This is a genomic window from Snuella lapsa (assembly GCF_039539345.1).
In the GTDB taxonomy this organism is placed as follows: Bacteria; Bacteroidota; Bacteroidia; order Flavobacteriales; family Flavobacteriaceae; genus Snuella; species Snuella lapsa.
In genome coordinates this window covers 2,647-17,835 of record NZ_BAABCY010000108.1, presented here as the reverse complement: position 1 = coordinate 17,835, position 15,189 = coordinate 2,647, and the positions used below count along the sequence as shown (strand labels likewise).

Here is a 15,189-nt window from a genome sequence, read left to right as displayed (position 1 = left end):
AAGCGAAGTCAAAATGAGTTCATTATGACACATAACGGGTATTCATAAAAGTTAAAATCACTTCTATAATAAAACTTAAAATGGGAAACTTTAGACATACGGTCTTTTTTTGGTTGAAAAACCCAGAAGATCAATCAGACAGAAATGCTTTCGAAGCCTCTTTGAAAAAGTTTATTGACAGTTCGATATTTGTAAAAGCCAAACATTTAGGAATACCGGCCAATACACCACGAGATGTGGTTGATAATTCGTATACCTACTGTTTAGTAGTTGATTTTTTAACCAAAGAAGATCATGATAAATACCAGGCAGAGCCTGCGCACAAATTGTTTATCGAAGAATCCAGTAATTTATGGGAAAAGGTACAGGTGTACGATTCGAAAAATATTTGGTGATTGATAGCATCGTTACGAGTAAAAAAGTAACGAAATATGAACGGATTTGAGCCGTTTTTTAGGAAATAGAAAAAGTCAAGATGAGTTCTATATTAAAAGGAAATTAAATAAGGGGAAAATTATTTTCCCCTTATTGTTGAACCAGAAGCCTTAATATTTTCAATCCCTATAAAATAAAAGCTAAATGGTTTTTTGAAATTTTTTGTTGCGATTTCATATCAACCTAAAAGGGGAACTTAGGTTTAGCAAAGATAAAAAATAAAACGCTGAATTTAAATGTATTGTGCTTATTTGATGACATTTATTTTTGCCTCGTAAAAGAAAGTGTTAAATCTGTAGCTTAAAATTGTATTAAGCAAAGACTAAAGCCTATTTTTACGCCATGAATTTAAGGGAGTATACTAAAGAATTTAAATACAATTGGCAATTGGCCTCTCCTGTAATGTTGGGTATGCTGGGGCATACCTTTGTTAGTTTTATAGACAATATTATGGTAGGGCAATTGGGAACTGCGGAACTGGCAGCAGTATCATTGGGCAATAGTTTTATGTTTATAGCCATGTCCCTTGGTATTGGTTTTTCTACAGCCGTTACCCCGCTTATAGCAGAAGCAGATGCAGCTAAAAACTTCTTGAAGGGAAAATCATCCTTTAAGCACGGATTGTTTCTGTGTACGGTTTTAGGCGTGCTGTTGTTTTTAATGATACTATTGGCCAAACCGTTAATGTATTTGATGAAACAACCTGTAGAAGTGGTCGAACTGGCCATTCCGTATTTAGACTTGGTAGCCTTTTCGTTAATTCCTTTAATTATTTTTCAAGGTTTTAAACAATTTAGCGATGGCTTGTCTATGACCCGGTTGCCTATGTATGCGACATTGTTGGCCAATATCATAAACATTCTTCTTAATTATGTGCTCATTTTTGGAAAGTTTGGTTTCCCAAAACTGGGGATCGTTGGAGCTGCTTATGGCACATTGGTCTCCCGTATAGTTATGGTATGGTATGTATGGTATTTGCTGAAAGGAAAAGAAAAGTCCAAAGATTACGTTACCAATATTAAATTTTTTGTCTTAGATAAGCTAATGCTTAAAAAGATTATTAATCTAGGAGCGCCCAGTGCCATGCAAATGTTTTTTGAAGTCGCTATTTTTACGGCGGCAGTATGGTTAAGTGGGCTTTTAGGAAAGAATCCGCAAGCAGCAAATCAAATTGCTTTAAATTTGTCTTCAATGACTTTCATGGTAGCTATGGGCTTAAGTGTAGCATCAATGATTAGGGTCGGAAATCAAAAGGGATTACATAATTACACCGATTTGCGAAGGATTGCATTTTCCTTATTTATGTTGGGAACCATGTTGGCCTGTTGCTTTGCTATGCTCTTCTTTGCGTTTCATGAAGAGTTACCCAAGCTATACGTCGATTTTGATGATGCTCATAACTTCGCAGATAATACCGAAGTAGTTAGCATTGCTTCCAAGTTATTAATAGCAGCAGCCATTTTTCAGATAAGTGACAGTATACAGGTCTTGGTACTGGGAGCCTTGCGGGGGCTTCAGGATGTAAAGATCCCTACCATTATTACATTTGTTTCCTATTGGCTTGTTGGATTTCCTATTAGTTGGTTCTGTGGTAAGGAATCTGCATTTGGAAGTTTTGGAATATGGATGGGCTTACTGGCGGGTTTAACAACTGCCGCTATTTTGTTGTATATTCGATTTAATTATTTAACTAAAAAATTAATTTTGTCGAAACAGACTATAGTTAAAACTTAAAACTTAAAACATGACACTTCCAAAGTTTATTCTTGGCGATAATACAGATTTACCTAATGCCATTTTTGTGATTCATACCGAATTCCCACGATTTATTATCAATCTTGAAGATGATGAAATAGAATGGTTTGAAGAATTCAGCAAAGAAGATGAAAAAGAGTTGGTCGCAGAAACCGAAACCATGATAAAATTGGCAACCGATTTTTATGATAGTGAAATAGCCAAGTACGAAGAGTAATATAGTATTAAGTTAGATTTAAATGTTTCGCAAATGATCGATACCCTTTTAGAATATGATACAGCATTATTTTTGTTTTTAAATAATTTGGGTGCAGAACCTTGGGATAATTTATGGCTGGTAATTACAAATAAGTTAACCTTTATTCCTTTATATGCTTTTTTGTTGTTTTTATTGTATAAAAAATACGGATTAAAAACATTGCTCTTACTTGTAGTGCTTATTGCACTTATGATAACTTTTACCGATCAAATCACTAATGTTTTTAAGAGAGGTTTTGAGCGAGCAAGACCCTGTAGGGCAGAAGGGGTTATGGATCAAATGCGGTTTATAGCGGTACGTTGTGGAAAATATGGGTTTTTCTCCGGACATTCTTCAAATTCCATGGCAACAGCCGTTTTTGCAGGTCTACTATTAAGACCCTACTATAGGAATCTTATTTTTATGCTCTTGTTATGGAGTGCAATAGTTGCTTACAGTAGGATTTATGTGGGAGTACACTATCCGTTGGACATTATTTGTGGTTTAGCCTTTGGTGCACTTTCAGGTTTTATGTTCTATAAGTTGTTTTTTTATATAAAAAATAAGTATTCAGGAACTTTGGGATAAGATGAAACGAACATTAATCGAAGAGAATCCCTCGAGGCTCAGCCTCGGGATTTCCGTTGAAATTGTCATTCCCGTGAATCGGGAATCTAAATACAGAATTTCGGTTTTTGGCCTTGTAAGGTCAAAATGGAACGAGCAAAACCTGTACTGAGCATCTCGACAAGCTCGATACAGGCTCTGTCGAAGTATACCCCCCTATGGTTCTGCGTCGGGGATAGTTAGTTTCAAGAAATTCTTTATTTTAATATCAAATAATGATCAAAATTTAAACAAATGAAAATATTGGTGACTGGTGCTGCAGGTTTTATAGGTTCTCATACCGCAGAGCGTTTAAGTAAAATGGGGCATGAAGTAGTTGGGATTGATAACTTTTCGCCATACTATCGTTTGGAACTTAAGCGTTTAAATGAAAAAGAGTTAAACAATAGTGGTATACCTATTATTGATAAAGATATTAGGGACAATGATTTAAGTGCGGTGTTGCCTAACGATATAAACTATATCTTTCATTTTGCCGCACATCCTGGCATTTCAGCACACTCATCCTTTGATGATTATTTAAGCAATAATGTTTTAGGGACCAAAAACCTAATCGATTATGCTTTACAGTTACCAGACTTAAAACTTTTTGTTAATATCGGGACATCTTCAGTCTATGGTTTGGAAGCTACCTGTACTGAAACCAATGAACCCAAACCAGCATCGTATTACGGTGTTACAAAACTGGCCGCCGAGCAATTAGTACTGCAAAAAAGCAGGGAGCAAAAATTAATAGCCTGTTCCTTGCGTTTATATTCCGTTATAGGGCCTAGGGAACGACCAGAAAAGTTATACACAAAGTTAATAGCCTCAGGAATAAAAGGGCAAGCATTTTCGTTGTTTGAAGGAAGCCAAAACCATATACGAAGCTTTACTTATGTTGGCGATATTGTTGATGGTGTGGTAGGAGTAATAGGAAAAGAAGCCATTGTAAATACAGAAGTCATTAATTTGGGAACAGAGGTAGAGCATACCACACAAGGAGGCATAGAAACCGTAGAGGCTGTTTTGGGGACGTCTATCACCATTAAAACACTACCAAAACGTACTGGCGACCAATTGCGGACAAAAGCCAATATAGATAAAGCCAAAGCCTTGCTTAATTACAACCCGAAAACAAGCCTTTTAGAGGCGGTTAAGCAACAAGTTGCTTGGTATAAGGAAAATTTTTTATAAGTTTAGTAGGTAATCGGCTGCGGCAAATGGTGTTGTTTTGTTAGCTTCGATGCGCTCCAATTGTTTTTGTAATTCCTTTTTTATATCTGGTCTATTAAAAAAATGAGAACTTAATTGTGCTTCAATAGTTTGGATTAACCAAAATTTGTTCTGCTCCTGACGCTTTTCTTTAAAGTAATTATTTTCGGAAGTAATGGCAATATAGTCTGAAATTTGATTCCAAACAGCATCTATACCTTCATTGTGTAATGCACTGCAAAGTGTTACTTTAGGTGTCCACTGCGATGCTTTTTTTGGATATAAATGAAGTGCCTTGCTAAACGCAATCTTTGCCAATTGAGCATGCTTTAAGATGTCTCCATCTGCTTTATTAATAACAATAGCGTCGGCCATTTCTATAATACCACGTTTTATGCCTTGTAACTCATCGCCAGCACCCGCTAGTTTCAATAATAAAAAGAAATCTACCATACTATGCACGGTAGTTTCACTTTGTCCTACACCAACCGTTTCAATAATAATTACATCAAAACCGGCAGCTTCACACAAAATAATGCTTTCTCTTGTTTTTCTTGCCACACCACCTAACGAATCTCCAGAAGCCGAAGGGCGTATAAAGGCATGTTCGTCCTTTACAAGAGCTTCCATCCGAGTTTTGTCCCCCAAAATACTGCCTTTACTAAGAGAGCTACTAGGGTCTATGGCCAGTACGGCAACACGTTTGCCTTTTGAGGTTAGGTGCTTGCCAAAAGTTTCAATAAAAGTGCTCTTGCCTACACCTGGAACGCCTGTAATGCCTATACGGATTGACTGGTTTGCATAAGGTAAGCAAGCTTCAATAAGAGTATTAGCCTGTTTTATGTGCGATGGGTGTTTACTCTCAATCAACGTAATGGCCCGGCTTAAAGCCACGGTGTCCCTTTTTAAAATTGAGGCAACTAAAGTTTTAGTGTTTAGTTGGGTATTGCGTTTTGACCGAATGTTTTTAATAGCACGAGCGTTCATGTCTTCGGATTGGGACGCGCCTTTGTTTTTATGTAAAGCCGATGTTTTTTCTTTAGCCACAAATACACATTTCTTTACCTAATTTACAATTTTATAGCCAATTGAGAAAGTTTAAATGCGTTCAATACGCAATGGGCGTCTTAATTATTTTAAGGGTACTGCTATTTTTGTGTTGTCCCACGCCATGGTTAAAGACAAGTTGTCCGTAGAATTATCAAAAGCAATCGTAAATTGTTCTAATGTTGTATTTAATTTCTCTACGGGGACATCAATATTTACAACATCGTAATTAGGGTCCCACATAGGTTTCATTTCGTTGTCAACACCCCAAGGGTATTGTTTTGAATTAAAAATAACGGTCCATGAGGTGTCTTTGGGTACCGTCCACAAAGTGTATTTTCCAGCAGGTAAGGAATTGCCCTCTATGTTAAGCGCTTTGTTGGTTTTAAATGTAGTAGCCTCATTAGCTCCGGTACGCCATACTTGGTTATAGGGGACCAAAGCACCAAAAATATCACGTCCTTTTTTATAAGGGCGGTTATAAAAAACTTCTAATTTTAAATCGTTAAGTTTAAATTCTACAGTATCCTTTGGGCTTAATCGTGTAGAGAAAATGTTTTCCACAAATACGGAATATATAAAAAGTCCTAAAGCAACGAGAGATAAAAGGATTAAAATGCGCTTTAAAAAGGTGTTCATAAAAGTAAATTATTTTAGAAGGTAAATATAATTTAAAATGTAATGATTAATAAAATGCAAACGTACATTTCTTTAGCTTTGTTATACAGTGCTAAAAATAATTGAAATTAAGAGATTATAAGGCTTTAAACATGTTAATTTTAACTACGTAAATTATCTTGAAGCAAGCCCGTAAGGTATTTATTTAAAAAAACTTTTGATTTCAATATAGACATCGGAACATTTAATCGAAGAGAACTCCTCGAGGCTCAGCCTCGGGGATAGTTCGTCTCAGAAAATTCTTTATTAATCACATAAAAATAAAGGTGTTTCTCTTATGTCATAAAAAAAATAGGATGTTTTTGCAACACAGTATATTTTTTGTCGTCTTTATATATGAACTAACCTAAACCAAAAGTGATTCGCATGTTGCAATCAGATATTATTGAAGAATGCAAGCAAAACAATCGAAAGGCACAATTGCAGTTATATAGCCAGTATTGTGATGGCATGTATTGCGTTGCCAAACGATTTGTAAAAGATGCCAATGATGCCGAAGATGTTGTACAGGAAGCCTTTATTAAGGCCTTCTCTAAATTACATCAGTATAAAGCAGAAGTTACTTTTGGTATATGGTTAAAACGTATTGTGGTTAACAAGAGTATCGATTTTCTTAAATCTAAAAAGCAACGACTTGTTGCCTTAGAAGAGGTGCACCTTAAGGTTATCGATGCCGAAGACAACGACAAATGGTTAGTAGACGACGCAATTACATTAAACGATGTAAAAAAAGCAATTAACGAGTTACCCGAAAAATACCAATATGTGGTGATGTTGTACCTTATTGAAGGATACGATCATCAAGAAATATCGGAGATATTAGGCGTTTCCGAGGTCGCATCGCGAACACAGTTGTATAGGGGGAAATTACTATTACAAGAACGTTTAACACTTAGTAATTATGGCACGGGACATTAGAGAATTGTTTAAGGAAGAGGCAAGGTCATTAAAAGATACAATGCCAGGTAACCATCAGGAACGGTTCCTAGAAAAGTTGAATAAGGCTTTACCAGTAGAGAAAAAATATAGTTATTCCTGGATTAAGGTAGCAGCTAGTATTGTGCTATTTCTGGGAGCTGGATTTGGAGCTTATAATTTTTTTATAACCAATGAGGATGTACCGGTTATAGAGGTAGCTACTACGACAAACCCAACAAAAACATTAGGTGATGTCTCTCCAGGGCTTAAAAAAGTTGAAGACTATTATTTGGCAAGTATCAATTTAGAATTGTCAAAAATAAAGTTTACAGACGAGAATAAAGAGCTCTTCGATGGCTATTTGGCACAGTTAGGTGAACTTGATAAAGAGTATAGGCGTTTATCTGTCGAGCTTACCGAGTCCGGACCAAGTGAGCTTACAATCAATGCTTTAATCGATAATTTAAAGTATCGCTTAAACCTGTTGTATCGTTTAAGAGAGCAAGTAAAAGACCTGAATAATAACGAAAAAGGTATTGAATCTCAGGCAAAATCAATCTAAAAATCAAAAAATGAACAGAATAAACATAACATTTAAAGTTTTGGCGCTAAGCTTTTTTATGGCAGGATCCATGTTTGCACAGCAGAAATTAACCAAAGTGTCGCAAGCTATAAAAGTAAATAAGAATGTAACTATAGACCTAAATACAAGTTATTGTAATATTGTTTTTGATACTTGGAACAAGGATGTTGTTGAGATAGAAGCTTATATTGAGGGAGAAGACCTTGATGAAAAAGACATGCAGGATGTTTTAAAGACATGGAATGTGGATGTAGATGCTACTGCTAACGAAATAGCGATTAGAACAAAAGATAAAGGAAATTTTTCGCATGTATGGGTTTACGACCACGAAGGTGATGATGGTTACGCAACCCATGCTATTTTAGAAGAACTAAAATTGGAACTGGCAGATATTCCAGATCTGGATATTGATGTTGAGATTCCTGATGTGCCAGAAATACCGGAAATTCCAGAAATACCCGAATTACCTGAATTGCCCGAATTGCCGGAAGGCGTACATAAAATGCATTTTGATTATGAAGCCTATAAAAAGGATGGTGAGAAATATCTAAAAGAATGGGCTAAGAGTTTTGAAGCCAACTTTGGTAAGGATTATGCAAAAAAAATGGAAGTTTGGGGAGAGAAATTTGGTGAAGAATGGGGCGATAATTATAAAGAAAGAATGAAAGAATGGAGAGCGCGTCATGCAGAAAAAATGGAACGAAAAAGAGAACATATGGTCGTTATTAGGCAGTCCCATGAAAAAGCCCGTGAAGCCCACATGAAAGCCCGTGAAAAGCATATGAAAGCTAGGGAGAAGTTAGCAAAATCAAGACGCGTAGTAATTGAAAAAATGATAGATGGTAAAACGGAGTCAAAAGTGAAGAAAACCATAGTCATTAAAATGCCCAAAAATGCAAAGTTAAAAGTAAACGTGAGGCATGGAGAGCTTCAATTCGCTGCAAATATCGATAATTTAAAGGCTAATTTATCCCATACCAAATTTACAGCGCATAGCATTAATGGAAGTGCAACTTCCATTAATGCTTCTTTTTCACCTGTTTATGTATCGCAGTGGAACTTGGGCAATTTAAATTTAAATTATGTGGAACAGGTGGAATTAGACGATGTAAAACATTTAGTGCTAACCGCTAACGCTTCTAATGTTACGATCGGTAAAATCATGGGCAATACAACAATTAACGAGAATATTGGGGATTTAAAAATTTTGAATGTAGATGAAGCGTTTACCAATTTAAATGTAATACTCCAAAATACAGATGCCTATATTGCCCTTCCTAAAACAGGACATAGTCTTCAGTACAGTGGTGAACGTTCCAGATTTAATCATCCCCAAAAAAATGAAAAAGAAAATACAACTACGTTCTCGACAGGCAATATGGAATCTGGAAAAAGTATCGTAGTAAACGCCAAGTTTAGTAATGTGACTATGGAGTAAACCTTATTTAACGCATCTTGGATAAGAAAATTTATGTCAGTTTGAGTGATTTTTTCAAAAAATCATATCGAAAACAAACAAATCACTGAAAATAAGATAATTGAAAATTTTCGGGTCGAGCGCAGTCGAGACCTTTTTCAAAATATCGATGCCAAATAACCCCTCGACTTTACTCGGGGAGACATTGTCGGCCTTCATTCCAACAACATAATGTTAATCAGAGGTTTAATCGAAGAGAATTCCTCGAGGCTCAGCCTCTGGGATAGTTCGTTTCAAGAAATTCTTTATTTCAAAATTCTTGTAGGTTTTATACAAAAAGATATACTTGCTTTTAAACAACTACAATGTATCTAAAAAAAGCCTGACAGTAATTAAACTATCAGACTTCTTTATTTTGTTAGACTTTAAATTAACTAATCTTCAACCAAAACCCAATCACCACTGGCTAATAAATGTTCAGCTTGTTTGTACTTTAGGGTTTTGTTTTCACCGTTAATAACATGCTTAATGGTAACGCGGTCGTTACGGCCAATTTTAGGTCTGTCCCGAACAATGGTTTCTACCACTTCTTGCCTGCGTTGGGTGTTACCAGCAGCTCTTGCTTGTGCAGAGCGTTCGTCTAGATTAGGAATTTCATCCTTTTGAGTGTTCAGCTTCTCCTGTTTTCTAACACGTGCTTCCTGAATGGTGTCTTGTGTTTCCTGAGGTAGTTCTCCTTTAAACAGGAATGAAATAACATCCTTGTTAACTAGGTCTATCATCGCCTTAAACAGTTCGAAAGCCTCAAATTTGTAGATTAACAAAGGATCTTTTTGTTCATGAACAGCCAATTGTACAGATTGCTTTAGTTCATCCATTTTGCGCAAATGCGTTTTCCAGGCATCATCGATAATTGCTAATGTAATGTTCTTTTCAAAATCGGTAATCAACTGCTTTCCGCCTGTTTCGTAAGCTTTTTCAAGATCGGTAACTACCTGTAAACTTTTAATGCCATCTGTAAAAGGTACTACAATGCGCTTAAATTTATCACGTTGCGTTTCGTAAACATTTTTAATGACTGGAAATGCAATTTCAGCATTACGAGTCATTTTTTCTTTATAATGTTCGAAAGCAGCTTTGTATATTTTTGAAGTTATTTCTTGGGGTGATAGGCTTCCAAATTCAGCTTCGGTAATTGGAGCACTCATAGAGAAATAACGGATAAGCTCGAACTCAAAGTTTTTATAGTCGTTAGCAGCTTTATTCGATTCAGCGATACCTTCGGAGGTATCAAAGATCATGTTCGCTAAATCTACGCGAAGACGTTCTCCAAATAAGGCGTGGTGACGACGCTTGTAGATAACCTCTCGTTGTGCATTCATAACATCGTCGTATTCTAATAAACGTTTACGAACACCAAAGTTGTTTTCTTCTACCTTTTTCTGGGCACGTTCAATGGATTTTGAAATCATGGAATGTTGAATCACTTCGCCTTCTTTCAGACCCATACGATCCATCATTTTGGCAATACGCTCACTACCAAATAAACGCATTAAGTTATCTTCCAGTGACACATAAAACTGGGAACTACCAGGGTCTCCTTGACGACCAGCACGTCCTCGTAACTGACGGTCTACACGACGTGAGTCGTGACGCTCGGTACCTATAATGGCTAAACCTCCTGCCGCTTTAACTTCTTCGGTTAATTTAATATCTGTACCACGTCCTGCCATATTGGTGGCTATGGTTACCTGCCCGGGCTTACCAGCTTCGGCAACAATGTCGGCTTCTTTTTTATGGAGTTTAGCGTTTAGTACGTTGTGCGGTATCTTTCGAATACTGAGCATTTTTCCAAGCAATTCACTTATCTCTACCGAAGTAGTACCAATAAGGACAGGTCTGCCAGCTTGTGATAGTTTGGTAACCTCTTCAATAACGGCATTGTACTTTTCGCGTTTTGTTTTGTAAACCAAATCGTCGCGGTCATCACGGGCAATGGGTCTGTTGGTTGGAATCTCTACAACATCCAATTTATAGATTTCCCAAAATTCCCCGGCTTCGGTTACTGCTGTACCCGTCATACCCGAAAGCTTGCGGTACATTCTAAAGTAATTTTGAAGCGTGATGGTAGCAAAAGTTTGTGTTGCATCTTCAATCTTCACATTTTCTTTGGCTTCAATTGCTTGGTGCAATCCGTCACTGTAACGACGCCCATCCATAATACGACCAGTTTGCTCATCAACGATCATTACTTTGTTGTCTATAACCACATACTGGGTGTCTTTTTCAAACAAAGCATAAGCTTTTAATAATTGGTTAAGCGTATGGATACGCTCCGATTTTACGGCAAAGTCTTTATATAAGGCCTCTTTTAAGTTGGCTTCTTCTTCAGCCGAAAGCCCTTGTTGTTCTATTTTCGCTATTTCAAGACCAATTTCTGGCATAACAAAGAAGTCGGGATCGTTCTTGCCAGACAAGTATTCAATTCCTTTATCGGTAAGTTCTATTTGATTGTTCTTTTCCTCAATAACATAATACAGCTCGGCGTCAACCTTTGGCATCTCCCGGTTGTTGTCCTGCATGTAAAAGTTTTCGGTTTTTTGAAGTAGCTGTTTAACACCTTCTTCACTTAAAAATTTAATAAGTGCCTTGTTTTTGGGCATACCACGGTAAGCCCTTAATAATTGAAAACCACCTTCTTTAGTGTCACCAGATGTGATTAGTTTTTTTGCTTCTGCTAAGACCCCTGTTAAATATTTGCGTTGTACCCCTACAATATCGTCTACTTTAGGTTTTAATTCAACAAATTCATGGCGTTCACCTTGCGGAATGGGACCAGAGATGATTAATGGTGTACGAGCATCGTCGACTAATACAGAATCCACCTCATCCACTATGGCGTAATTGTGCGGACGTTGTACGAGATCGTTTGGAGCATGCGCCATATTATCACGTAAATAATCAAACCCAAATTCGTTATTGGTTCCATAAGTAATATCGGCATTATAAGCCTTTTTACGTGCTTCGGAATTCGGTTGATGGTAGTCAATACAATCAACACTCAAGCCATGGAATTGAAAAATAGGAGCCATCCACGCACTGTCACGTTTCGCTAAGTAGTCGTTTACTGTTACCAAGTGTACACCTCTTCCAGATAGTGCATTGAGATACATTGGTAATGTAGCAACCAAGGTTTTACCTTCACCTGTTTGCATCTCTGCTATTTTTCCTTGGTGCATGGCAACACCGCCAATAAGCTGTACATCGTAATGTACCATATCCCAGGTTATAGGTTTGCCAGCAGCATCCCAAGAGTTGGACCAAGTAGCTTTGTCGTTGTCTAAGGTAATATAATCATTGGATCCGGATAGTTCACGGTCGTATGCAGTTGCTGTAACGGTTAATGTTGTATTGTTGGCAAAGCGTTTTGCTGTTTCCTTTACAACAGCAAAAGCTTCTGGTAAAATAGCATTTAAAACCGCTTCGGTAGCATCGTAGGCATCGTCTTTAAGTTTGTCGATATCCAAGTAGATATCTTCGCGCTTATCAATGTCTTCGGTGTTCTCAGCTTCTTCGAGTAAATTAGCAATGCGGTCGTCTATGTCTTTTGTAGCTGCCGCAATACGTGCTTTAAAATCAGTGGTTTTTGCTCTTAATGCGTCATGGGACAAGGCTTCTAAAGCAGCCTCAAAGCTTTTAATTTTATCGACTATTGGCGTAATGGCTTTTACGTCTTGTTTCGACTTATCGCCAACAAATACTTTTAGTATTGAATCTAAAAAGGTCATGTGATCTATAATTTTTTATGTACTTCTATGTACCTCGAAAGTACGTAGTACATTTTCTGTTCGTTATTATATCTTAAAAACCCGTAAAAGGGCTTCCAAAGATACATTATGTTATGGTGTTTTATAAAGATTAGCAAAAAAAAAAGCCTCGATACGAGACTTTTAACTATTCTTTATGCTTTTATTAATATTCGTCCTCATTCCAGAGGTAATCTTCGTCCGTTGGATAGTCTGACCAAATTTCTTCAATTGAGTCGTATGCATCTCCTTCATCTTCAATTGACTGTAAATTTTCAACAACTTCCAAAGGCGCTCCCGTTCTAATAGCGTAATCTATTAACTCGTCTTTTGTTGCTGGCCAAGGTGCATCACTTAAATAAGATGCTAATTCTAATGTCCAATACATTGTTTTTATGTTTAATTTTTTGCAAAAATAAATTTTTAGTTTAAACAGGCAAGAAAAAAATGAATTATTTAATTATTAAATTAAAGAACGTATTTTCTTTCGAAATTTAAACAATTGAAATTTACCTCTACACTATTAATAAAAATTAAGATTGCGATTGATGTGCATTTCAAAAAACAAGTCTATTGCTTTTCGGGTATCCACTTAATTTCATCTGCTTGTAGGTCGTGGGACAACTTTCGTGCCAATACGAAAAGGTAGTCAGAAAGGCGGTTTAGGTAAACTAAAGTATGTGCTTCTAAGGGGCTAATATCATGAAGAGCCGTAGCTAAACGCTCGGCACGACGGCAAACGCAGCGGGCTATGTGACAGAATGACACGGTTTGATGTCCGCCGGGAAGTACAAAGTGTGTCATAGGGGGTAAGGTATCGTTCATATTGTCCATTTCCTGTTCTAGACGTTCAATGTCTTCCAAAGCTATTTTAGGGATATTTAAGCGTGCCTTGCCACTTTTTAAAATGGCCTTTTCTGGATCGGTTGCTAAAATAGCACCTATGGTAAATAAACGATCCTGGATATGAATCAAGACTTCTTTATAGTGAGCATTAATATCTTGATCGCGAATCAATCCAATATGTGAGTTCAGTTCGTCTATGGTACCATAGCTTTCAATGCGAATATGGTGTTTGGGCACGCGCGTACCTCCAAATAAAGCAGTGGTGCCTTTGTCACCTGTTTTTGTATAAATCTTCATAGGTTACGCAAGTTAAATGTTAAAAGTTAAAAATGAAAAGTTAAAAGTTAAAAGTTGAGAAGTGGGAAGCCTGAAGACGGGAGGCGGAAGTTGGAAGTCAATGCTAGGTTTTCGTGTTTTTGCAATGGAAGTCGTTAATAGTTGGTAGTGTTTGCAACTCAGTAATTAGTGGGTTGCGTATAAGTGTATTTTTCCTAGCCAACAACCAACAACTAATCACAATCTGTCAAACCCTGATGCTAAAATGCTCTTTGGCTTGTTCCTTTCTAAAAAAGACAAAGCCCCATTTAAACGTATCGATGGTTACTGCGACACGTGGGTGTTGTTTGATAAGATCCCATGCTTCGGTCATGCCCTTAGACCAATGAATGTCATCGAAAATAAAGACACTGTCGTTATGGGCTGTAGGTAGCAAGCTTTCGAAATAATTTAAGGTAGCCTCCTTTTGATGGTTGCCATCAAAGAAAATGAGGTCGAAAGATTCCTTTTTTATGGTTTGGAGGTATTCGCCAAAATCACTCCCAATGATTTCAATATTGTCGTTCTGTAATTGTCTTTTTGTAAAAGTGGCAATATTTTGGCATCCTTCAATGCTAGTTATACTGGCTTTGGGATTTGCTAGGCTTAAAGCTCGGGTAGCAATACCTAACGATGTGCCCAATTCTAAAATGCTGGAACAGTTAAGGTAGGTTACCAGGCGATAAAGCAATTTGCTGCGTTTTGTACTCGTGCCTGCATACTTGGCTATGGAGGCAATAGTGCGTTCGGGGTGTTTATGAACCCGGGATCCTGCGCCCAGATCGGTTACCGAAATACGTTCTTTATTTCTTAAAAGTGCTGCTTTGTAGTTTTTAATACTTTTATAGGCATCGTATCTTGTTTTGTCGTAAAAGCATTGGGTTACCAATTGGTATACAAAAGGGGAGTGCACCCCGTGTTGGTTGGTGGATCGTAATAGGAATTTTAGGTATTGTTGTATTTGGTAGAGCACTTAAGTTTAAAGTTAAAAAGGTGTAAAGTTAAAGGTTAAAAGCTAAAAGTGAAAAGTTATGAGGTTTTTGCGTCTTTTATCTAGTGTCTTGGGGATTAATAATGGTCGATAGTCAATAGTCAATAGTCAATAATCAATAGTCAATTGTAAATTAGCAGTTGTCATTCCTGCCTTTCGATTTTACTCAAGATAAACTGCGGCAGGAATCCACTGTTGTTTTGAAAGTGAAGTTCCCTACTTGCTGGCAGACAGGTTCGCTTCGCTCTGAATGGGCTGTGGTAGTTGGAAGTTTGGGGTTTCAAGTTAAAAGTTGTAAAGTTTTAAGGTTATGGAGTTAGACGCTAGGAGTCAGAAGCA

14 protein-coding genes are annotated in these 15,189 nt (G+C 37.1%); 8 read left to right on the top strand and 6 right to left on the bottom strand.

Annotation, left to right across the window (positions count from 1 at the left end; genetic code table 11):
• Positions 1 to 80 precede the first annotated feature (80 nt).
• The 5 genes from ABD792_RS19000 (at position 81) to ABD792_RS18980 (ending at position 4,231) form a co-directional block, all read left to right on the top strand.
• Entirely contained in the window at positions 81 to 395 is a 315-nt protein-coding gene (locus tag ABD792_RS19000; protein WP_345008146.1) for a Dabb family protein, read from the top strand.
• Between the two features lie 382 nt (positions 396 to 777).
• Entirely contained in the window at positions 778 to 2,169 is a 1,392-nt protein-coding gene (locus ABD792_RS18995; RefSeq protein WP_345008144.1) for an MATE family efflux transporter, read from the top strand.
• A gap of 10 nt (positions 2,170 to 2,179) precedes the next feature.
• Positions 2,180 to 2,407 (top strand): hypothetical protein, encoded by a 228-nt coding sequence (locus ABD792_RS18990; RefSeq protein WP_345008142.1) that lies wholly within the window; start codon positions 2,180 to 2,182, stop codon positions 2,405 to 2,407.
• 33 nt (positions 2,408 to 2,440) lie between these two features.
• Positions 2,441 to 3,016 carry a phosphatase PAP2 family protein gene (locus tag ABD792_RS18985; RefSeq protein WP_345008140.1) on the top strand — a complete coding sequence of 192 codons (576 nt, stop codon included), beginning with the start codon at positions 2,441 to 2,443 and terminating at the stop codon, positions 3,014 to 3,016.
• A gap of 273 nt (positions 3,017 to 3,289) precedes the next feature.
• A complete protein-coding gene (locus tag ABD792_RS18980; protein WP_345008139.1) occupies positions 3,290 to 4,231 on the top strand; it encodes an NAD-dependent epimerase/dehydratase family protein in 942 nt (313 codons plus the stop codon).
• Here ABD792_RS18980 and meaB read toward each other — a convergent pair.
• Both meaB and ABD792_RS18970 read right to left on the bottom strand, forming a co-directional pair.
• The gene (meaB, locus tag ABD792_RS18975) at positions 4,226 to 5,296 is read right to left on the bottom strand and encodes a methylmalonyl Co-A mutase-associated GTPase MeaB (protein ID WP_345008137.1); all 1,071 of its coding nucleotides are present in this window, start codon (positions 5,294 to 5,296) and stop codon (positions 4,226 to 4,228) included. The genes ABD792_RS18980 and meaB overlap by 6 nt on opposite strands.
• Positions 5,297 to 5,380: 84 nt before the next feature.
• A complete protein-coding gene (locus ABD792_RS18970; RefSeq protein WP_345008135.1) occupies positions 5,381 to 5,935 on the bottom strand; it encodes a DUF2911 domain-containing protein in 555 nt (184 codons plus the stop codon).
• A 405-nt stretch (positions 5,936 to 6,340) separates the two neighbouring features.
• On the opposite strand from ABD792_RS18970, the gene ABD792_RS18965 reads away from it, so the two are divergent.
• The 3 genes from ABD792_RS18965 to ABD792_RS18955 are packed head-to-tail and all read left to right on the top strand — an operon-like array spanning position 6,341 to position 8,913.
• Complete coding sequence (locus ABD792_RS18965) at positions 6,341 to 6,892, top strand: RNA polymerase sigma factor (RefSeq protein WP_345008133.1); 552 nt, start codon at positions 6,341 to 6,343, stop codon at positions 6,890 to 6,892.
• Complete coding sequence (locus tag ABD792_RS18960) at positions 6,876 to 7,454, top strand: hypothetical protein (RefSeq protein WP_345008131.1); 579 nt, start codon at positions 6,876 to 6,878, stop codon at positions 7,452 to 7,454. Before ABD792_RS18965 ends, ABD792_RS18960 begins: the two co-directional genes overlap by 17 nt.
• Positions 7,455 to 7,464: 10 nt before the next feature.
• On the top strand, positions 7,465 to 8,913 hold the full coding sequence (locus ABD792_RS18955; RefSeq protein ID WP_345008129.1) for a hypothetical protein: 1,449 nt from the start codon (positions 7,465 to 7,467) through the stop codon (positions 8,911 to 8,913).
• Between the two features lie 413 nt (positions 8,914 to 9,326).
• Here the strand turns inward: ABD792_RS18955 and secA are convergent, their stop codons facing one another.
• The 4 genes from secA to ABD792_RS18935 all read right to left on the bottom strand — a co-directional run bounded on the left by secA (position 9,327) and on the right by ABD792_RS18935 (position 14,832).
• The gene (secA, locus tag ABD792_RS18950; protein ID WP_345008127.1) at positions 9,327 to 12,680 is read right to left on the bottom strand and encodes a preprotein translocase subunit SecA; all 3,354 of its coding nucleotides are present in this window, start codon (positions 12,678 to 12,680) and stop codon (positions 9,327 to 9,329) included.
• A gap of 184 nt (positions 12,681 to 12,864) precedes the next feature.
• Positions 12,865 to 13,086 (bottom strand): DUF2795 domain-containing protein, encoded by a 222-nt coding sequence (locus ABD792_RS18945; protein ID WP_027136925.1) that lies wholly within the window; start codon positions 13,084 to 13,086, stop codon positions 12,865 to 12,867.
• A gap of 182 nt (positions 13,087 to 13,268) precedes the next feature.
• A complete protein-coding gene (locus ABD792_RS18940) occupies positions 13,269 to 13,841 on the bottom strand; it encodes a cob(I)yrinic acid a,c-diamide adenosyltransferase (RefSeq protein WP_345008123.1) in 573 nt (190 codons plus the stop codon).
• 226 nt (positions 13,842 to 14,067) lie between these two features.
• Complete coding sequence (locus tag ABD792_RS18935; RefSeq protein WP_345008121.1) at positions 14,068 to 14,832, bottom strand: O-methyltransferase; 765 nt, start codon at positions 14,830 to 14,832, stop codon at positions 14,068 to 14,070.
• Positions 14,833 to 15,189: the final 357 nt, after the last annotated feature.